This window comes from Hanstruepera ponticola, from assembly GCF_002940745.1.
Lineage (GTDB): Bacteria > Bacteroidota > Bacteroidia > Flavobacteriales > Flavobacteriaceae > Hanstruepera > Hanstruepera ponticola.
Genome location: NZ_POTB01000002.1, coordinates 48,319 through 72,019, shown reverse-complemented (window position 1 = coordinate 72,019; position 23,701 = coordinate 48,319). Strand labels below are relative to the sequence as shown.

Annotated in this window: 10 protein-coding genes; 3 read left to right on the top strand and 7 right to left on the bottom strand. The window is 35.8% G+C overall.

Features of this window, described 5'->3' with window-relative positions; translation table 11 throughout:
• Positions 1–15: 15 nt before the first annotated feature.
• Positions 16–510 (top strand): CAP domain-containing protein, encoded by a 495-nt coding sequence (locus tag C1S72_RS11750; protein WP_230401641.1) that lies wholly within the window; start codon positions 16–18, stop codon positions 508–510.
• A 237-nt stretch (positions 511–747) separates the two neighbouring features.
• Here C1S72_RS11750 and C1S72_RS11745 read toward each other — a convergent pair whose 3' ends face one another.
• A complete protein-coding gene (locus tag C1S72_RS11745; protein ID WP_104735923.1) occupies positions 748–1,140 on the bottom strand; it encodes a hypothetical protein in 393 nt (130 codons plus the stop codon).
• 284 nt (positions 1,141–1,424) lie between these two features.
• Here C1S72_RS11745 and C1S72_RS11740 point away from each other — a divergent pair, with 284 nt between their 5' ends.
• Positions 1,425–1,937, top strand: coding sequence for a fasciclin domain-containing protein (locus tag C1S72_RS11740; RefSeq protein WP_104736146.1), 513 nt, complete (start codon positions 1,425–1,427; stop codon positions 1,935–1,937).
• 182 nt (positions 1,938–2,119) lie between these two features.
• Here C1S72_RS11740 and C1S72_RS11735 read toward each other — a convergent pair whose 3' ends face one another.
• From C1S72_RS11735 to C1S72_RS11720, 4 genes are all read right to left on the bottom strand, one after another.
• A complete protein-coding gene (locus C1S72_RS11735) occupies positions 2,120–2,848 on the bottom strand; it encodes a hypothetical protein (protein WP_104735922.1) in 729 nt (242 codons plus the stop codon).
• 258 nt (positions 2,849–3,106) lie between these two features.
• Entirely contained in the window at positions 3,107–5,020 is a 1,914-nt protein-coding gene (locus C1S72_RS11730) for an OmpA family protein (protein WP_104735921.1), read from the bottom strand.
• Positions 5,021–5,032: 12 nt separating this feature from the next.
• On the bottom strand, positions 5,033–5,962 hold the full coding sequence (locus tag C1S72_RS11725) for a PorP/SprF family type IX secretion system membrane protein (protein WP_104735920.1): 930 nt from the start codon (positions 5,960–5,962) through the stop codon (positions 5,033–5,035).
• Between the two features lie 11 nt (positions 5,963–5,973).
• On the bottom strand, positions 5,974–13,494 hold the full coding sequence (locus C1S72_RS11720; protein ID WP_104735919.1) for an HYR-like domain-containing protein: 7,521 nt from the start codon (positions 13,492–13,494) through the stop codon (positions 5,974–5,976).
• Positions 13,495–13,953: 459 nt separating this feature from the next.
• On the opposite strand from C1S72_RS11720, the gene C1S72_RS11715 reads away from it, so the two are divergent.
• Positions 13,954–14,439 carry a SixA phosphatase family protein gene (locus C1S72_RS11715; protein ID WP_104735918.1) on the top strand — a complete coding sequence of 162 codons (486 nt, stop codon included), beginning with the start codon at positions 13,954–13,956 and terminating at the stop codon, positions 14,437–14,439.
• Between the two features lie 19 nt (positions 14,440–14,458).
• Here the strand turns inward: C1S72_RS11715 and C1S72_RS11710 are convergent, their stop codons facing one another.
• Together C1S72_RS11710 and C1S72_RS11705 are read right to left on the bottom strand one after the other, a co-directional pair.
• Entirely contained in the window at positions 14,459–15,424 is a 966-nt protein-coding gene (locus tag C1S72_RS11710; protein ID WP_104736145.1) for a PorP/SprF family type IX secretion system membrane protein, read from the bottom strand.
• A 39-nt stretch (positions 15,425–15,463) separates the two neighbouring features.
• A complete protein-coding gene (locus C1S72_RS11705) occupies positions 15,464–23,668 on the bottom strand; it encodes a T9SS type B sorting domain-containing protein (protein ID WP_104735917.1) in 8,205 nt (2,734 codons plus the stop codon).
• Positions 23,669–23,701 lie beyond the last annotated feature (33 nt).

Here is a 23,701-nt window from a genome sequence, read left to right as displayed (position 1 = left end):
CTAAATAACCTAACAATGAAAAGACCTACTTTATTGCCTGTTATGGTATTGCTTATCATGCTCGCAACCTCGTGTTCATCAGAATCATTAGATGAAAATGCAAACAACGCACATGCTGAATTAATTGTTCCTGAAACCAAAGCTATTGAAGTGGAGATTATGGAACTTATTAATGATCACAGATTAAGTCTTGGATTAAACCCGCTAGATAATATGAACGTTATAAAGGCCCAAGCTTATAGTCATACGGATTATATGATTGCTCAAAATAACGTCTCACACGATAATTTTTTCCAACGTAAAAACTATTTGGTAAATAGTGTAGGAGCCAATAGAGTATCGGAGAATGTGGCCTATGGCTATACATCTGCACAGTCTGTTGTAAATGCCTGGTTAAATAGTGATGGTCACCGAGAAAACATTGAAGGAAATTACACAGATTTTGAAATATCTGCCGAGCAGAATAGTGAAGGTAGATGGTATTATACCAATATTTTTGTAAAGAAATAACCGACTCATAATTGTTAGTATATAGATAGATTAATAGCAACCTAAATCAATTTACTTAACTGAAAAAGACTACCGTTCTGGTAGTCTTTTTTTATGTTTTCTCAACTATATATTGTATGGCACTTTTTAGAAAATGTCTAGCGGACTTTTCAGTCGTAAAATACAATTAGTAAATACGCAGGATATCCGAGAAGAAATTTTTACACAACGAACTGAACGTGTTATTGAACGCTCGTTTTAATCTCTGGTCGCTGTCCAAGGAGCAGTAAATTCTCGATTTGGACAATATGTTATTCCATAGAGCTTACCATTTTCGAGATAACCGGAGTGATAATAGTCATTACTTTGATCTGATGTAGAAAATGCGAAATAAAGTTTTGACCAATTTTCATTTATCAGGGCATTTTTTATGTCACTACCATAGAATGTTCCTGTAAACGTATTATTATTTATAGATTTTACTAAAAAGGGTTGATAATATTCATCAGAATTCGGTGCAGGTCGCAAATCAACTTTCCATTTTCCAGTTAAAAGATCATTTTGATTAGATGAATTAGTACTTGGTTCTTGTGCAACTAAATAAATTGGCAGTAATAAAAGTAAACAGATAATTTTAAGTTTTCTTATCATAATTTAAATTTTTCTAAATGAAGCAAGAAGTATTTGTGTATGATTTCGTTGTGTGTTGATCTTCTAAAGTTAATAAATAAATCACAGATAGTAAGTTCGCTAAATAAGCGTATTCAAGCTGACGCTATAAATTTCGTAAGTAGGAGACTAGTAGAATTAAATAATAAACGTTTATGACTGAAGTTTATAATAAGTCATTTATTTTTTTGTCTAAAATATAAGTTAAAAAGTTAGACAAACAATAATATTAGTTATATCTTTACATGAATTTAAAAAAAAATATTATGAAAAAATTAGTTCTTATTTTAACAATTGCTCTGACATTAGGTGTTACTGCCAATGCTAGTGCCCAAGAATCGATAGTCGAAGTTGCTGTTGGTAATGAAGATTTTACAACATTAGTGACAGCTTTAAAGGCTGCGAATTTAGTTAGTGCCTTACAAGGAGATGGACCCTTTACAGTTTTTGCACCAACAAACGATGCGTTCGCTAAAATTGATTCAAAAACATTAAATTCTCTTTTAGAACAAAAAAATCAAAAAGCATTAGCTAATATCTTAACTTATCATGTAATACCTGGTAAAATTACTGCGACTGATGTAGTTGCTGCCTTGAAGAAAGGTAATGGCATGGTTGAACTAAAAACTTTAAATGGTCAGATGCTTACTGTTTTGGAAAAAGACGGCAAAATTTGGCTAAAAGACTCAAATGGAAATTTCAGTGAAATTACTACCACAGATGTTATGGGTAGCAATGGTGTCATTCATGTAATAAATACAGTGGTAATGCCAAAATAATCAGCAATACATTGATATTAATAAAAGAACCTCGATAATTCGAGGTTTTTTTAACTTTTTTTAAAAAATATAGCCAACGGCTTAGCCATATTTTCGTTAGGTGGGTTAGCACTTAACTTTACAAACAAAGACCAAAGTAGGCTAGAAGAAGAATTACTTATTGCCACTGTTGTTCAATGTTTTTATTTAATATTTTTTTTAGAAATCAATTGTTTGTTCACTTTTGGATTAGTCATTATTGATTTCTTGAAGTCTTTAAAATTTCCATAGTTATTCGGTGAATCTTTTATTTGATCATATAGGAATGATTTGTCCGTTTGGGGATAAATTATGATTGTTTCTCCAAATCTTAAATCAAAAAGTTTCATATTTATAAGCAATGTAGAATATCTATCTGGACTTGCGGAAAACACCCAATCAAATTCATTGTTTTTTACTTTAAATATTCCTTGTGCTGTTAAATACGGATAATTACGAGAATCAACCAATGTGGTTTCCTCTGCATCCTTGTCATTTGTTAAAATAATTAAGGTTAGTTTATCGATTATTATTTCACTTTCTGGGTTTTCATACTCTCCAATTCTAACACCTTTAAAAACTGTAGAGTCCATGTCCATTACAAACGGAATACTGGATACAGCATAATCATATTCAGCTACTGGAAAAGGCGATTTGTTTAATGGATAACTCTGAAAAATTTTAGAATACTTATTATATGTTTCAATGTCTTGATTAAATAGCTTTATATCCCATTTAGTAGTATCTAGATGTTGAACAGCTCTATTGTTTAACTTTTCAATATCCCAATTCTCTTCTTTAACTGTTTGAACAACCGGATTCGATTGTTCTTTCTCTTGACAAGAATGAAATAGAATTCCCGAAATTATTATTATCAGTAACTTTTTTGTCATTTTCTAATGTTGTAAAACACATAAATAACATTACTCGTAATGTTATATTTATTCCATGTACCTACAAATCTAATATTTTTAAAATTCAAAAGCCACTCGCTAGGAGTGGCTTTTTAGTTAATAAGATCATTGTTAGGAAGGTTTTAATATTGTAAGCATATTAAATCAATTTACTTAAATCTTATGTAACTAGTATTGTAATTGAAAGCACCAGCTAAACTGCTTGTAGCAGCTTAACTAGCGTTTCATAAGGGTATGTTATTGATTATCACTTAAGATGATAAATTTAGATCGTCTGTTAGCTTGGTGCTGTTCTTTAGTACATGATACACCATTAGAACATTCGTTAACCAATTGTGTTTCACCATAACCAATGGCACTTTCAATGCGTTCCTCTTCAATTCCTCTAGAGTATAAATACTTTTGAGTTGATTTGGCGCGTCTGTCAGACAATTTCATGTTGTAACGGTCACTACCACGACTATCAGTATGCGATTCAATTTTAATAACCATATTTGGATGTGCACGCATTACAGATACGATATTTTCAAGTTCGTAGGCTGCATCTGGACGTATATTCCACTTATCAAAGTCAAAGAATATTGGGTTGATTACTATTTCACCACCAATAATTAATGGTATTAAGTTTAAATCAACTTCATTTTCTTCACCATTAACATCAGAAGTCGTTACATCTTTCTTGTCATCTTTGTAGTCTGCCATACTACCAAGAACGGTATATTTCTGATCACAATCGGCTTCAATTTCGTATTCGCCTTCTTCATTGGTTTCAGTTTCAGAAACAATTTTACCAGCTTCGTCAATAAGTTGAACTTTAGCACCAACCAATGGCACTAGGGTTAAACTATCTCTTACAATACCTTTAATCATTTGTTTACAAGGCATTTCTTTTAAACTGTAAATGTCGTCACCACCTTTACCACCTGGTCTATTTGATGTAAAATAACCTTCTTTAGTATCACTGTTGATGTAGAAAGCAAAATCATCGTAACCACTGTTATATGGTGCACCAAGGTTTTCTGTTTCCGCAGAGTCGTCTTTAATAATATTAGATTTAAAAATATCTAATAATCCTAAATTTAAGAATCCGTCAGAAGAGAAGTACAAGGTACTATCTTTAGCAACAAATGGGAACATTTCACGTCCTTCTGTATTTACTGACTCTCCTAAATTTTCTGGAGTGCCATAGCTGTCACCATCAATGGATACTTTGTAGATATCAGTTTGTCCATAACCACCTTCACGGTCAGAAACAAAATAAAGCGTTTTATTATCTGGACTCAATGTTGGATGACCTGTAGAAAATACTTCGTCATTAAATGGTAATTCTACACTTTCGCCCCAACCTTCGTCGGTTTTTGTGGCTTTGTAAATTTTTAAGTGAGAAGTTCCTTTTTTGTCATATCGAGGCTTATTTCTTTTATCAACATTATCTCTTGTAAAGTACATGGTGTTACCATCATTAGTAATACAAACACTAGCTTCGTGAATATCATCACGCTTTACTTCGTCAAACTCTACGCCTGTAACATCGCCAAGTTCGTATTTGTTTTCTTCATCATTACTTATTTCACCTGAATAGATATCTAAATACGGCTCTCCATTCCATTTATAAATGTCATTTTCAGTATTTCTAGCTGAAGCAAAGTATAGTTTGTTTTCATGTACAAAACCACCAAAATCTGAATAACTGGAATTAGCGTCTAGGTTTTTAGTTTCAACAACAATACCTTTTTTAGATTCTAATTCTTTGTATAAGTGAATGTTACTGCCATCTAATTCTTCAGCACGACTATCATCATCCTGTATTTCTTTAAATGTTACCAACCACTTGTCAGCTTCTTCATAGTTTCCTAAACTACGTTGGGATTGAATATATTTATAAATGTATTCTGGGTTAACCTTTTCATACTTTCGTAGAGCCAGGTTGTACCACTTTGAAGCTTGTTGCGTTAACGAATTGTTATAGTAACAATCTCCTAATCTAGTCAAAACGTGTTCTGAACTATCACCTTTCATGACTGCTTCTTCGTACAACTCGGCCGCTTTTAGGTAAGCGTAGTTGTCAAAAAATCTGTCAGCTACTTTTTTTTGCGAAAATAGAAAAGTACTACTTAATGCAATTATTGTGAATATTACTTTAGTTTTCATACGATTTTATTTTTAGAAATATCTAGGTGATTTAATTCGTTTTGTTTTAAATAATTCAAACATTATTAAAACTTCATGGGTTCCTCCAGTGTAATCATTTAAGTCAGACAAAGGATATTCATATGAGTATCCAATACGTAACTGTTTTGATACTTGGAAGTCAGCAATACCAGCTAAAGCTGAAGTATTTTGATCAATTCTGTAACCAGCACCTAACCAGAACTTTTCGTAAAACAAAAAGTTAGCAGTGATGTCAAATGATAGCGGAGCACCATTGGTTGCTTTTAATAAATAAGCGGGTTTTAATTTTGTATTTTCACCTAGGTCAAACACATATCCACCTGTAAAATAATAACCTACACGTTCTAAAGCTTGGTATTCTTGTCCATCAGGTGATTCATTACTATAATCATTAGTTAGAAGTCTTGGTGCTGAAAGTCCTAAATACCAACGTTGGCTGTGCCAGTACAAACCAGCACCAATGTTAAAGTTCATGCGATCTTCAACTCCAAAAACCAAAGGATCTTGTCCCGTTGGATCTGTATTAGCTCTGTCAAGACTATAACTAGTAAGACCAGCTTTAGCACCAAAGGCTAATTCAGTTTGCTCACCTGTTTTAATAGTATATGAGAAATCACCATAAAAATAGCTGAATCGCTCATCACCCAATTTGTCATTGATAAATGAAGCTCCTATACCAATCTTATCATTTCTTAAAGGTGAATGAACAGAAAGGGTTTGGGTTATTGGACCACCATCAAAGCCAACCCATTGACTTCTATGTAGACCAACTACACTTAAAGTTTCTCTACTACCAGCGTAGGCTGGGTTAATCGAGATGGTATTATACATGTATTGAGTGAATTGCGGTAACTGTTGTGCAATTCCAACCGTACAACTTAATAATGCCAATGCAATTATATAATGTTTTATAAGTTTCATAGGTCTAAGTTTTATTTGGTTCCTACGTAGAAGTAACCTGTGAAAGGTTTCAATCCACTATTCTTTAGATTAATAATATAGTAGTATGTTCCTGTTGGGACTTTATCTGAATTTCCAAACGATGAGTTATGAGCCGTACCGTTCCAGTCATTTTGATAGCTGTTGGCTTCAAAGATGACAGCTCCCCAGCGGTTGAATATCTTAATATCTATGTCAAAACCACATTCTTCCACACCAAGTACTTCAAAGTATTCATTCCACTGGTCACCATTAGGTGTTACTGCGGTTGAGAACGTAATATCATTACAAGGTAATACTACACAATCATCATTAACTGTGATAACAACTTCAGTAGTACTTAAACAACCATTGTCTTCAACAGAATAGCTGAATATATAATCTCCAAGCTCAACTTCTAACGGATCAAATATGCTTTCGTCTAATACTGTGTCACCAGAAATCACTTCCCATGTGCCAGAGGTATCATTACCAGAGTAATAGTCAAATAAATCAATTGCTCCGTCATCTGTACATCTATCATCTGTAACCGTTGTCACAAAATCTTGTAGAGTTACAAAAACATTTTGTACGAATACTGCTTTTAAGTTACAATTGTCAATAACATTCCAAGTCCAAACTATTTGGTAATCACCAGGGTTGTTAATATCAAACGTACTTGTTACTTGTGGGTTGTCACCAACTATTACAACATTAGTAGAGCATTCATCAAAATCAAGAACAGGAGGTTCTGGAATAGCATCACAACTTACTGTAATATCAGATAAATCATTTGTCACCGATGGAGGCGTCGTATCAATCACGTTAATAGTTTGTGATACACTTGTCATGTTATTACATGAGTCAACAAATTCCCATGTACGTGTAATTACGACATTACATAAATCGGAATTGTCCATGGTTTCAACACCTTGCGATGTTAATTCACCATCACAGTTATCAGTTGTTGATAACGGCATCATGTCTGGCACATCAACTATACAACTATATGTAGCATCTGCAGGTACATCAGGTTCAGCAGGCGCGATTGTATCACCAACAATAATCGTTTGAGTAACATTAATTGAGTTGTTACAATCATCTGTAACACTATATGTTCTCGTAATCGTTTCAGGACAAGATTGACCATCCGAGCTATCGCTTACAAAAGCTACAACAGGTACTGAACAGTTATCGGCTGCATCTGTTACTACTGAAATATCAGCAGCAGGCACATCACCAATACACTCAACTGTAATACCAGCTGGGTTAGATGCTGTAGGTGCAATTGTATCACCAACAATAATAGTTTGCGTTACGTTAATCGAGTTGTTACAATCATCCGTAACACTATAAGTTCTTGTAATCGTTTCAGGACAAGATTGACCATCCGAGCTATCGCTAACAAAAGCAACAACAGGTACTGAACAGTTATCAGCAGCATCCGTTACTACTGAAATATCAGCAGCAGGCACATCACCAATACACTCAACTGTAATACTAGCAGGATTAGATGCTGTAGGCGCAATTGTATCACCAACAATAATCGTTTGCGTTACGTTAATTGAGTTGTTACAGTCATCTGTAACACTATAAGTTCTAGTAATCGTTTCAGGACAAGATTGACCATCCGAGCTATCGCTAACAAAAGCAACAACAGGTACTGAACAGTTATCGGCAGCATCTGTTACTACTGAAATATCAGCAGCAGGCACATCACCAATACACTCAACTGTAATACCAGCTGGGTTAGATGCTGTAGGCGCAATAGTATCACCAACAATAATAGTTTGCGTTACGTTAATTGAGTTGTTACAGTCATCAGTAACACTATATGTTCTTGTAATCGTTTCAGGACAAGATTGACCATCCGAGCTATCACTAACAAATGCTACTACAGGTACTGAACAGTTATCAGCTGCATCCGTTACTACTGAAATATCAGCAGCAGGCACATCACCAATACACTCAACTGTAATACCAGCTGGGTTAGAAGCTGTAGGCGCAATAGTATCACCAACAATAATAGTTTGAGTTACGTTAATTGAGTTGTTACAATCATCAGTAACACTATATGTTCTTGTAATCGTTTCAGGACAAGATTGACCATCCGAGCTATCACTAACAAATGCTACTACAGGTACTGAACAGTTATCAGCTGCATCCGTTACTACTGAAATATCAGCAGCAGGCACATCACCAATACACTCAACTGTAATACCAGCTGGGTTAGATGCTGTTGGTGCAATTGTATCAGCCACCGTAATTGTTTGCGTTACAGACGATGAATTGTTACAGTCATCTGTAAATGTCCAAGTACGTGTAATAATTACATTACAAGGATTTGAATCATCTGTCACATCAACACCAGTAACCGTAATATCTCCAGAACACTCATCCGTTGCTGTTAAATCACCAGCAGCAGGTACATCACCAATACACTCGTATGCAATATCAGCAGGTGCACTAGGTGCAGTTGGAGGTGTTGTGTCTTCAATTGTGAAAGTAGCACTTACAGAACTAGAGTTACCACAACCATCAGTAGCTGTAAAAGTAACTGTAGCAGAACCTGTTTCACCACAATCATCAGATAATGCTGTAAAATCATGAGACCATGAAATTGCAGAACAATCATCAGTTGCTATTGCACCACCATTAGTATCTAACCAATTGTTTAAATCAGTTAAGTTACCAGAACCATCACATTCAACAGTTTCATCGGAAGCTGGAGTAATTTCAGGTGCTTCAGTATCTTGAATAGCATATGATGCAGTCGTAGAAATTGAATTACCACAAGCGTCAGTAGCTGTAAATATTACTTCAATAGCAGCAGAGCAATCAGAAGCTGTTCCGCCATAGTTATTAGTCCAAGTCACCGTACTACAGTTATCAGAAGCAACTGCACCACCATTGTTATTTAACCAATCTTCAATAGCACCGTTATTACCAGAACCATCACATTCAATTGCAATATCACTAGCAGGTGTATCAATAGTTGGCGCAATAGTATCAGTTACTGTAATAGTTTGCGATACTGAAGATGAATTATTACAATCATCAGTAAACGTCCAAGTACGAGTAATCACTACATTACAAGGATTTGTATCATCTGTAGCATCCACTGCGGTAGCAACAATATCACCAGTACAGTTATCAACAGCAATCAAATCACTAGCAGCTGGTACATCACCAATACACTCATAAGTAATATCGGCAGGAGCACTAGGTGCTACCGGAGGAATCGTATCAGTTATTGTAATAGTTTGCGATACTGAAGATGAATTATTACAATCATCAGTAAACGTCCAAGTACGCGTAATCACTACATTACAAGGATTTGTATCATCAGTAGCATCCACTGCGGTAGCAATAATATCACCAGCACAGTTATCAACAGCAGTTAAATCATCAGCAACAGGTACATCACCCACACACTCGTAAGTAATATCAGCAGGAGCACCAGGTGCTACTGGAGGAATCGTATCAGCCACTGTAATTGTTTGAGATACAGAAGATGAATTGTTACAGTCATCTGTAAATGTCCAAGTACGTGTAATTACAATATTACAAGGGTTAGTATTATCTATACTGTCAACAGCAGTGGCAACTATGTCGCCAGAGCAAATATCTGTAGCTGTTAAATCACCAACAGCAGGTACATCACCAATACACTCATAAGTAATATCGGCAGGCGCACTAGGTGCAGTTGGAGGTGTTGTGTCTTCTATTGTGAAATTAGCACTTACAGAGCTTGAGTTACCACAACCATCAGTAGCTGTAAAAGTAACCGTAGCAGAACCTGTTTCGCCACAGTCATCAGATAATCCAGTGAAATCGTTTGACCATGAAACAGCAGAACAATCATCAGTTGCTGTTGCACCACCATTAGTATCTAACCAATTGTTTAAATCAGTTAAATTACCTGAACCATCACATTCAACAGTTTCATCGGAAGCTGGAGTAATTTCAGGTGCTTCAGTATCTTGAATAGCATATGATGCAGTCGTAGAAATTGAATTACCACAAGCGTCAGTAGCTGTAAATATTACTTCAATAGCAGCAGAGCAATCAGAAGCTGTTCCGCCATAGTTATTAGTCCAAGTCACCGTACTACAGTTATCAGAAGCAACTGCACCACCATTGTTATTTAACCAATCTTCAATAGCACCGTTATTACCAGAACCATCACATTCAATTGCAATATCACTAGCAGGTGTATCAATGGTTGGCGCAATAGTATCAGTTACTGTAATAGTTTGCGATACTGAAGATGAATTATTACAATCATCAGTAAACGTCCAAGTACGTGTAATAACTATATTACAAGGATTAGAATTATCAGTAACGTCAACACCAGTAACCGTAATGTTACCTGAACAATCATCTGAAGCAGTTAAATCACCAGCTGCAGGTACATCACCAATACACTCATAAGTAATATCGGCAGGAGCATTAGGAGCTGCTGGGGCTTGAGTATCTTGAATTGTAAATGTTGCTGAAGTTGAAACAGCGTTTCCGCAGTCATCAGTAGCAGTAAATGTCACTGTAGCTGAACCAGTTTCTCCACAATCATCAGATAATCCAGTAAAATCATTAGTCCATGTTACATTTCCACATATATCAGTTGCTGTTCCACCACCATTAGTATTAAGCCAATCATTTAAATCGGTTGTGTTTCCAGATCCATCACATTCAACTGTTAAATCAGTTGCTGGAGAATCTAAAGTAGGAGGTACTAAATCAATAATAGTAAATAATGCTGTAGTTGAACTAGAATTGTTACAATCATCTGTAGCTGTAAATCGAACTAATGTTCTAGATGTTTCACCACATTGGTCTATAACATTTAATATTTCATTTGTCCAAGTCACTGTTCCACAATTATCTGTAGCATTTGCTCCAGCATTTGTATCTAACCAAGCTTGGAATTCATTCGTATTACCTAATCCATCACATAATACAGTTTGATCTGCACCAACAGTTGTAATAGTAGGCGCAATAGTATCAGCTACTGTAATAGTTTGCGATATAACTGTTTCATTGTTACAGTTATCAGTAAATGTCCAAGTACGTGTAATAACCACATTACAAGGATCAGAATTATCAGTTGAATCTGAACCAGTCACAGTAATGTCACCGGCACAGTTGTCAGTAGCTGTTAAATCACCAGGAGCAGGAACATCTGTTAAACATTGGTATGCAACGTCAGCAGGTGCACTAGGCGCCACAGGGTCAATAGTATCAGAAACTGTAATAGTTTGAGAGATAACTGTTTCATTGTTACAGTTATCAGTAAATGTCCAAGTACGTGTAATAACCACATTACAAGGATCAGAATTATCAGTTGAATCTGAACCAGTCACAGTAATGTCACCAGCACAGTTGTCAGTAGCTGTTAAATCACCAGGAGCAGGAACATCTGTTAAACATTGGTAAGCAATGTCAGCAGGTGCACTAGGAGCCACAGGATCAATAGTATCAGCAACTGTAATAGTTTGAGAAATAACTGTTTCATTATTACAGCTATCAGTAAACGTCCAAGTACGCGTAATGACCACATTACAAGGATCTGAATTATCAGTTGAATCTGAACCAGTCACAGTAATGTCACCAGCGCAGTTATCAGTAGCCGTTAAATCACCAGGAGCAGGAACATCTGTTAAACATTGGTATGCAACGTCAGCAGGTGCACTAGGAGCCACAGGATCAATAGTATCAGCAACCGTAATAGTTTGCGATATAACTGTTTCATTATTACAGTTATCAGTAAACGTCCAAGTACGCGTAATAACCACATTACAAGGATCAGAATTATCAGTTGAATCTGAACCAGTCACAGTAATGTCACCAGCACAATTATCAGTAGCCGTTAAATCACCAGGAGCAGGAACATCTGTTAAACATTGGTATGCAACGTCAGCAGGTGCACTAGGAGCCACAGGGTCAATAGTATCAGCAACTGTAATAGTTTGCGAAATAACTGTTTCATTATTACAGCTATCAGTAAATGTCCAAGAACGTGTAATAACCACATTACAAGGATCAGAATTATCAGTTGAATCTACACCAGTTACCGTAATATCTCCTGCACATGCATCAGTGGCTGTTAAGTCTCCTGGAGCAGGAACGTCAGTCAAACATTGATAAGCGATGTCAGCAGGTGCACTTGGTGCAGATGGAGCAACCGTATCATCAATTGTAATAGTTTGCGTATCTGAAGCAGATTGTCCACAATCATCAGAAATAGTAAATACTCTTGTAATTATTGTTGGACAAGTACCTGAAGCTGAATCTTGATATGTAATTTCAGCAACATTATCTTCAGTAAAAGTTCCGCCTTCTGCTAAAAATTGCAATTCAGAAATAACTGATGGTGTTGTACTGTATGGTAAAGAGGTCAATGAGCCATTCGTAACATCATTGGCATCACATCCTTCAACATTTATATCAACAGGTGCGTCAATAATTGGTGCCGTATCGTCACCAACTACAATTGTAGCATCTTCACTTATTGAACAATTATTTTCATCTGTAACCGTAACAGTATAAGTACCTGATGGTAGGTTTGTGAATTCATTTCCGTTTTGAACAGAACCTCCAGGTTGAGGACTGATACTATAGGTATAAGCACCAAAACCGCCTGAAACACCGTTTGCAGTTATTGCTCCAGTGGTTCCGCCATTACAAGGTGTATGCGTAACATCAAGAGTCAATCCAACTAATAACGGATAAACCGTGACTACATAAGATTGATCATCTATAACACCATCATTATCTGTAACTGTTAGGGTAACTGTATAATCACCTGGACCAGGAAATGTGTGTAATGGGTTTTGAGCATTAGAGTTTGGACTACCATCACCAAAATTCCATACATAATTATATGGATTATCAACATCACCTCCCGTAGTGCCATCAGTAAATTGTATTTGGTACGAATTACAAACAATTGCAGAACTGAAGTTCGCAATTAAAGGTGCGTTAACCTGAAAACCATTTGCGTCAAAGTAACACTTAGATGGATTCGGACCACATGCTCTTCCAGCATTTGATTGCCATGACATGTAAAAGTTTCGTAATTGTATTTGATCACCACAATTCCAGTTTACTTGTTGGACTTGCACATTTTGTCCAACTGGTAAAGCTTGTCCCTCATATAAACAATCGTTTACATGATAACTGAAAACACCATTAATGAATACATCATAATCTATATATAGACTATAACGACCAGCACCTGTATTCGCATTAAAGAATGCAAAAATATAGGCAGTCTGTGGTGTGCCTGGTGTACAGTTATTGTCTAACGGATTACCATTGATGTCTGCTAGATAAAAGTTACCTAATGTAAAATCGTTCGCTGAACATGAATCAACATTGAGTGCTGATGATAGCGAATCCGTGTTAGTAACACCTGAATCAACCAACAGTGTGGTTTCTTTACTTGGTGTTTGCCCCATTGCGAAACTATGTACAAATAATATAAATATTATCACATAGCTAGGCAGATTAATTTTATGAGTAATTGTCTTCATAAGATTGTAGATTTGTATTTACTGCAAAAACTGTTTTTATTTAAATGCTAAAACAATGTTAGTTGTTGAACAAATAAATGATATAATAAAATGTTATTGAGGGAAGTGCATTATGTAATAATGCGAATGGATTAAGATATTTCATTTTGATTTGGGGTCATAAATTAATTAATAGCTTACGACACAAATAAATAGCGATATTGCTATCAAATCAAATAAAAATGCCAAATAACTCATAAATTCGATAAAAAGTATGAGAAAAACCTTTCATCGGATTATTGAGATAATTTAACGGATGACTTTTTTGCAGTCTATAATACAGGATGTTACCATTGGTTAATAAATTAGTTCTAGATTTGGTTAATATTTTTTTTACTTTTAATTTATTGGGCCAATATATGTCATTTGTCTGATATATCAAACACTTTATCGATATTTTTTGAATTTAATCGATTGAATATGAAAAAATTAATTTTAGTTAGACATGCTAAATCATCTTGGAAGCACGATTTGAGTGATATCAATAGGCCTTTAAAGGAAAGAGGCTTTAATGATGCTAGATTGATAGCGGAGTCTTTTGATACTTACAATTTTCAAATTGATGCTGTGTTTTCAAGTGATGCTGTACGTGCAATGACCACAGCGGAAATATTTAAAGATGTATTAAAAATTTCTGAAATTGATTTTAGTTTGAAACACGCACTCTACGATTTTTCAGGTGAGAGTTTAGTAAATGTTATAAAGAATTGTAATAATAATATTGACTCATTAATGATTTTTGGTCATAATTACGCGTTAACTAATTTTGTGAATAGTTATGGTAGTAAGTTCATTGATAATGTACCCACAAGTGGCGTTGTAGTCATCAATTTTGATATAACAGATTGGAGTCAACTCAAAAAAGGAAAAACAATCTTGACACTTTTTCCTAAAGAATTAAAATAGGCAACTATTTCCTGAATTATTAATTCGTATCTGTACATATACAATCACTCAATCCTTGTAGGAAGTCAAAACCAATAGTAATCATATGGGTACCAGAGTTATAACCTGCTAAATCATTCATGGTTATTTGATAGGAATATGCAAAATAGAATTTTGATTTCATGATACCAGCCATAGGTCCTAGGTTCAGGGGTTTGAATGGTTGATCATTAAGAAAACGGTAAGAAGCACCAATCCAATAGTAATCTTCCTTTCTATTATACTTTCTATATTTAAAATTAATATCGGTACTAGAACGGTTATCACTTTCAAACATTTGAAAGAAAACAGATGGTTCAAACTCTACACGTTTATTGTGCTTGCTTTTTATGACATATCCAGAATATATTTGGTAGTTACGTAATAACTCGGGTTCAATACCTCTAAAGTCTTCAATTTCCTTACTCAATAAATTATTGATATTTAAACTAAAATAAAATCCACCATATCTGTATAATGCGCCAACATCAAAGTTATTATTAGAATTTGATCGATCACCGTCAATATTTGGATCTACGATAGGGATATCGTAGGTAGGTTGAAAATTATTTACATCTACTCGAAAACTATTGAGGTTATAAGATACACCCAATGATAAAAACTGTCTTGTCGTATAATCTAGGGTTAAGTGATGTGAAAATGACACTTTCAACCCTTTCTGGTGTGTGTTTCCATTTTTATCATTGTAAAGCGATATACCAGCACCAGATTTGTTGGCAACTCTAATATCAGCATACAGTGATTGATTGTCAGGAGCATCCTTAATGCCTACCCATTGCGTCAAGCCGTTGACTCTAATTCTCATATTGTCGCCAATACCAGCATATGTTGGTGAAATCACAAAATCATTATCAGCTAAATACTGGGTCCAAACGGGTAGATTTAACTCTTGGGCAAAACTCTGTCCAATGATTAAGACTAGTATATATTTTAGTAAATTTTTCATAAGGTTAAGTTTAGTTGTCAAGTTCATCATGCATCATCATTATCTGTAAAGTGTAAAATTACCAACAAAGTCACGGTCCGAATTAGAGCTGTTTAAGTTCACTACATACCAGTAATCACCAGTTGGTAGTTCTTTATCATTATATCTGCCATCCCATTTTTCACCAACATTTAGTGTGACAATTTTACGACCATACCTGTCAAATATTGAGAAGGTTAGGTTAGGATAGTTGTTTGTACAACCAGGCGTCCAATAATCGGCAACACCATCGCCATTCGGTGTGAAATAATTAGGAATACAGATATCAACAAACTCCATGAAAATGGTAGCCATAGCTGTACAACCACTACTGTCAGTTACAACAACAACATATTCGCCAGTTTCTGTAATAATAAAGGTATTGGTGCTACCGTAATCTTCACCATTTAAAGTGAATTGATAATCTCCAGTACCACCATTAGCAATCGCAGTAAATTCATTAAGGTCAGTTTCATTAAGTACCAAAGTAACAGGTTCGACTATATCAATATTAAAAAATTCAGTAGTTTGAATACAGCCGTTGGTATGTCTCACATCAATATAATGTCCATTGCCAGCTGGCACATCTATAAATACATTGCTTGCTTGGTAAGGACCACCGTTTAATGAGTAATCTAAATCATCTGGATTGGTAATACTATCATCTACTAGAACAGTAACTGTATTACTTTGTGCATTATTAACACAATTATATTCAACAACTACAATAGGGTTAATGCTTACCGATTCAGGGAATGTAATATTCCATTCAGATTCGCAACCTTGACTATCTCTAACAAATACGGTATGATCGCCACCACCAAGGTTTGTAAAGTCAAATTGTGTTTGAGTTGCAGATCCTGCAGTATAAGGACCATCATAGTTACCTAAACTCACACTATATGGAGCGGTTCCACCTGAAATATCAATACTAAATTCACCATCTAAATCACCTTCACATACTTCTGGAAACATAGAATCTGCTACGATACTGATAATAACTGGTATAGGTTCCGTAATGGTAAAGTTGAACGTTAAGTAACAACCCAACTCATCTTGAACAATGACATCATAATCGCCGGGAGCTAAATTTTCAAAAATACTGGTTTCAAAAAACTGGTCTAATTGTGGTGAAATGGCATATTTGATAATTCCAGTACCACCACTAGCTGTAATTTCTAGAACACCGTCTTCCGATCCTGTACACGTGACATCATTAACCACAAAAGTAGCATCTAATTGTGTAGTAGGTTCTGTAATAGTAATTGGTGCAGTTGCAGTATCACAATCGCCACTTTCAACATATACTACATAAGTGCCAGCAACAAGTTCTGTAAAGACACCAGGTGAATTTTGTGTTGCAGGAATGGTATTTCCAGCAGTATCCTGTAGGGTGTAAATATAGTTTCCTAATCCACCTTGAGCTGTTGCTACAATTGAACCTGTATTATCACCAGCACAATTAATTGTTGGATTAGTAGATTCTAAATTAATCAGTAGAGTAGGTAAGGTATCAATTGTAATTTCATTGGATACATTGTTAACACAACCATTGGCATCCATAACATAATATGCGTATGTTCCTGGACTAACAGAAAAAGTCGTTGATGCTGTAAATGATCCTAAAACAGTAGAAAAACTACTATCATCACTATAGGTATAAGGCCCTGTTCCACCAGAAGCACTTAAAGTAAGAGTTGCATCAACTAAACAACTTTGTGTTGAAGCTGTTACTAAATCTACTTCAATAGGTGTTGGTTGGTCAATTACAATATCTAGAGATGAAGTCTCACAGTTAAAACCATCAGTAATAATTACATTATAAGTTCCAGCACCCAAGTTAGAAAACACATTGGATGTTTGAGGGCCTGATGTACTAGGTGTTGGTAAAATAGTATTCAAAGTATAGGAATAGTTGCTTCCTTGACCGCCAGTGACATTAGAAACCGTAATAGTCGCATTTTGATCACCAAAACAAGACAATAGTGTAGTGCTTGGTGTGAATGTAGCATTGATTGGTGTTGGTTCAACAAGTGTAATAGGCATTGAAGCTGTACAACCTGATGAGTCTCTAACATTCACGGTATATGATCCAGCAGATAAACCTGTAAACGTATTATTAGTTGAATATGCAATAGTAGTAGTACCAGTCAGTTCATATTCATAATCTCCCCAACCACCTGTTGCAATGGCAGTAATTGTACCGTTTATGTTATCACAAGTTACATTTGAGGTTTCATTTACCATCAATGCTATGGCTTCAGTTGGTGAGCTAATAATAATATCTGAAGTAGTAGAACAAAATGGAGATTCAGTCGCTGTCATAACAACTGAATAACTTCCAGCCGACATACCTGAAACAGTAATTGGATTAGTAGAAGTATTAGCATTAACAACACCAGTTACAGATGTAGCTGTGCTATCAAAAACTTCATAATTATAGGCTCCAGCATAACCATTTACTAATATTTCAAAAGAACCATCATTACCACCAAAACACGTTATTGCTGTTGGTGTCAGACTAATTGATGGTGGAACAGCAGCAGTTAATGAAATTTGTACATCTTCTGAACATGATGTTGCTGTATCAGTAATTGTTATGGTATATAATCCAGATGGTACACCTGAAAACACATTCCCAGCTAAACTAATAGAAGCAGGATTTGGGTTAATACTATATGTGTAAGAACCAGAACCACCAATAGCAGTAACTGTTATTTCTCCATCATTATCATTACATGTTGGAGTAGCCGTAACTGAAGGCGTTAAGTTTAATGGTGCCTCAATAGTTACAGTAACTAAATTACCACAACCATTGGCGTCGTTGACTTCAATAGTATGGGTTCCAGAATATAAGTTAGAAATCGTAAAAGGAGCCGTTTGTGTTTGAAAAGCACCACCATTAATGCTAAAACTATAAGGAGGTATTCCAGCATTTGTTAATGTAACATCAATTTCAAAATTACCTTCAGCTGTTGTACATTGATCAGTCAAAGTCGCAGAAATAACTGGAGTTGGATCCATAGGTAAAACTACTACTGGGCTTGTTTCAATACAACCATAAGCATCGAGTACATGCACATAATAATTCCCAGCATCCATATTAAATGTACTTGATGACGCCCAAGATGTATCATTTGCAGGTGGAGCTGTTGCACTAGTTGTTATTTGATATTGATATGGAGCTGTTCCATCATGACCAACCGCACTAATAACTCCAGAATTGGCATTACAATTTGCATTTTGATCTACTGACACTGTCAGACTTAATGGAATAGCAGATTCCGTTATGTTAAATGGTGCCGTAACTATTCCGCAGCCAGCATTTGGCCCAGATGTTTCATTAATAAGTACATAATAATTCCCATATGGCAATGGTCCTAAATTTGTAATTGTTTCAGATCCTCCTGCTGTAACTGTTCCAGTTCCTGAAATCCCTGTAGATACTAATGTAGATGAATCAAAAATTTCATAGCTGATATTTGTAGCAACGCCATAAGAGCTGTTAACTGTAAAGGAAACGTTACCATCAGCACTTCCTGTACAGGTGATGTTATTGGCACTAACAGCGCTAACAGTCAATGTAGAGTTAGTGGGAATAGGCGTAGTTGCAGGCTCATAATAACTACAATTAGTTGACGCGTCATATACAATAAAAGTGTATGTAACACCAGGTGTTAACCCAGTAAAAGTAGCCGATTCACTTCCAGGAGCATCTTCAGGAATCCATGATCCTGGTGGATTAGGATATACTGAAATTGCACCTTGATAAATACTGAAAAAAAATGGCCCTGAACTACTTAAAGTGCTACCAATACTCACAACAGCTGTTCCGCCAGTAGCACAATCCACAGTTGAAGAAACAGAGATATCTAAATCTGAAGGAGGCGATGCAACAATCACATCTTGGATTAGTACTGAACAACCGTTTGCATCTACAACATTGACTTGATATAGTCCAAAATCAACAACATCAAAACTAACAGAAGTTGTTCCGGTTGAATTTGTTTCAGAATTTGAATATCCATTGGTTCCCGTAACAAAGTAATTGTAAGGAGCTGTTCCACCAGTTACACCATCAATAATTATGGAGCCTTGAGACACACCTCCACCCGTGCATGAAATATCTACTGTATGATAATTTACAAGTATGGGATCTGGTTCGCTAATAGTTATGGTATCTGTTCCTGTACATGATTTGGCATCCGTTACTGTTATAGTATAAGTACCAGCTGGCAATCCAGAAGTTTGTGTTCCATAATCGGTTCCTGTTGTGTCATTATGCACATTGATAACAAACGGAGGTGTTCCAACCGATGTATCAATAGTAATATCAATTGCGCCATTGGAATCACCGTTACATAATATGGGCTGTGTTTGGGTAATAAAACTAATTGCTGGTGGCACGATAGGATTGATGGTGTGTACCATAGATTCTGCAGTACAACCATTGGCATCTGTAATTTCAAATTGATACGTGCCTGGAGTTATGGTGCTATAAGTAAACGTTGTTCCGGTTGCACCTAAACCAGTGTAACTTCCACCATTAATAGATACAGCATAAGTATATGGAGCAGGACCAGAAATAGTTCCGGTAATTACGGCATCTGGATCTGATGTACAATCTAAATCTTCAGTCAATACAGTAGCGACCGTTGGTGTAGGTAATGGGTCAATAGTATATGTTTCACTATAGGTACAGTCGTTCTCATCAATTACCTGAAATGTATAGGTTCCAGGAACTAAACCAGAAAAGGTATTAGATGTTTGATAAGGTGTTACAGCAAATGCTGGTGCTATTATTTGATATTCTAAAATACCAACACCTCCAGTTGTACCAGTAATAGTTACCGTTGTTGTATTAGATGGACAGGTCAAAGGTGTATGATCGAACATTAAACCGGTTGGAGGATTTAATGGGTCAATAGTCACATCATTTGTAATAAAGGTACAGTCACTAGCATCTTGAATGGTTATTGTGTAAGTTCCTGTTGTTAATCCAGTAAATGTATCACTTGCTTGAAAATTTACGCCATCAATACTGTACATGTAAGGAGGTGTCCCACCTGAAACTCCTGTGACAGTAATTGTTCCATCTGATGTACAAGTATAAGCAGCTGTTAGGGTTGCGGTACCAATTATTGGGTCAGGTGATGAAATAGTAACTGTTTGTGGGTCGGAATTACAAACTGAACCACCAAACGAATATTGAACAACGACATCATAATTGCCTTCAGGTAAATTGGTGAAGGTCGATGAGTTTGAATACGATGCACCACCATCAATACTAAATTCTAAACTATTGCCATTGGCATTGGTTACATTAAAAATAATTGAGCCATTAGAATCTCCAGCACAATCCAAATCAGTGGTTGAAACTGTATATTCTGGGGCAAGTATTGATTCAACTTCAATAGTTGTGCTGGCGCTACAGTTGTTAGAATCTATAACAGTAATATCATAAGTTCCAGCACTAGTAACAACTATTTCAGGAACGGTTTGAAAATCCGAAGAACCATTTATAAAATAGAAGTATGGCGGTGTTCCTCCTTCAGGATACACTGTTATTTCACCATCGGTACAAGTTAATGGTATTGTAATAGCAGCTGTAACCGTTAATAATGGGGGTTCAATTATTTCAATATCTTCAGTATGGGTACAACCGTCTTCAGTTTCAATTACGGCAGTATATACTCCAGGGTTGAGGTTAGCAAACGTATAACTGTTTTCGGTTATTGGACCCACACCGTTTACAAGTGTGCCACCATCATAAATGGCAAAGAAATATTGCGGATCTACATCGTTTGCAGCTAAATGAATACTTCCTAAATCGCCATGACAAAGTGGTTGTGTTACGATATTGGATACTGTAAAATCACGAGCTCTGATTTGTACATCTGGTACAGTAAAAATACATGGGTTGGTATCAATTCCAACCTGTCTGATGTAAACTGTGTAAGTTCCAGGTGTAGGAACTGTAAACACATTACTTGCTTGAAAGTTTGTACCATCAATACTGTATTCATAACCACTAGGAACATTATTAACCGTAATGGAACCAGGTGTTGTACAAATAATATCTGTTGAGGTTACAGTCGGATTCAATATATTTTGATAAACGTTAAAATAAAATTGTGCAAAACAACCACCTTCAAAGTTTATTGTGATTCTAAATTGACCAGCTGTGTTTGCTACATAATTTGGTCCAGTTGCGACTTCATTCCATGTACAAGCGCTATTTTCATTGGCACAATCAGGATCAGTAACAGGAGCACAGCTAGATTCATCTAACTGTTCCCATATAATTGAAGTAGCTCCAGCGATGTTAGTTTCTATTTCTCTAATATCATTGGCACCACATAAAAAGATGTTTGGCAATGGTTTACCATCATTAGGGCAAGTAACTACTTCATCAGCATAAGGGATAACAGGGTTCGTTAAACTACTGCCTCCAAAAACAGAAACATTATATTGTTGAACTATAGACTGACATGGTGCAATGGCATTGTTAAATGAATAATAGGTGCCAGTTGAGGTTATTGTAATACTTTGACCTGTACCTATTTCAGGAGTTCCTGTAGGACTTGTTGACCAAGAGTAGGAGTCATAACCATCAGCGGCTGTTACCAAAACACTATCTCCGCAAAGTGAAATATCCTGAACAAATTCACAATCAAGATTTACCAAAAAGTTGGTTGCTTGGGGTGAAATTAAACAACCTGTATTACTGCTATAACTAGGGTCATCAGTTACGTAAAAATTTGGATTGTAAAAACCATAGTACGATGCAAATGCTTGGTTATTAATTATATTAGAACATGAATCGGCTAATTCATTACAGGTTTCAACCGTTTGCGCTTCAATTCTTATTTCATAAACAGGATCGTTTTCTTCAACTAAATAATCTGCTATATTAAAGATAATTTCACGTGTTCCAGGATCGTAACTGGCAACTGTAACACCAGGAGGCAATACTAAATCTGTAGGATAATTAAATATGATATTTATTGGAAGAATATCTCTAATCTGAAAATTAGTAGCGTGGTCATTACCTACATTTTGAAAACCAATTATATAATTTAGAGGTTGTCCGAGACCTATTGTTTGTCCACCAATATTATTTCCAGCGTCATCCTCTACGATTTTAGTCAGAACAATATTAGGTTCAATGATTTCAACTGCAAATGCAAAGAAATATTGAAAATAAACATCCTGATCACTGACTAAACTAAACGTTGCAGAAGTAGCATCATTAGCAATTAATGAGTTTCCTGGGTTAGGCACAACCATTACACCTGTATCAAAACCTAAAGTATTCGTACTATTTGGTACTCTGTTATTAACAGGTGTTGCATCTAATCGCGTAACAGAACTATTAAAAAAGTTATTTGCTGGTCTGTCTGCAGCAGACATTGGTACACCATTTAACTCTAAACGGTCATTTTGAATAGGTTTATCACCTTCCAATGTTGCAAATGCCAAATTAGCTCTTACAGGGGCAGGAGCGGGAACGGTTCTAAATCCAGAAATGGGAATATCCACGTTTACTGAACTACTTATAGCACTAAAACCATCAAAACTCGTAATAGATTTTCCAGGCATGGTTGGGTCTTCATATACAATGAATAAAGACCATCCTGCAGAAAAACCAGTTCCATTATATGGATCAAAAGTAGCAGTTTCACCTAAAGCACTGGATACATTTGCTACGGTATAGGTACCTAAATCAGCACCAGAGCCAAAACTAGTAACAATTGATGTTACATCAGCATAACATGAATACGGAAAGCTATTGCCTGTAGCCGATCCGTTGGCATCGTATATGATGGTTCCCGTTACATCATTGTATCCACCAGTTGGGCCTTTCAACTTCACATTGGTTATTGGCTCATCACCATTAGTTACGGCTCCCCAATACAAACCCGCATAAATAATTCTATAACAATTCGGGTTTGGTATTTCTAAATCAGCACTTGAAGAACTAAAAGTAGAAGCATCACCGTCTATGTCAATATATTGCATATCTACATTGTGATTGTAGGTATTATTGTCATTAAAAGCATTATTATCTGGGCCAAGAATATTGTTACCAATTAAAACAATATCTCCACGTAAGTCCTGATTAAACCTAGGTGTGAATGGCACATAGTTCTGGGCATAGCTTTGTAACCCAATAAAAATCAGTGATGCAATAAGAGCGATTTTTGAATAAGTAGGCTTTTTCATGTTATTTATATTTGTCTTTTCGTGACTTGGGGC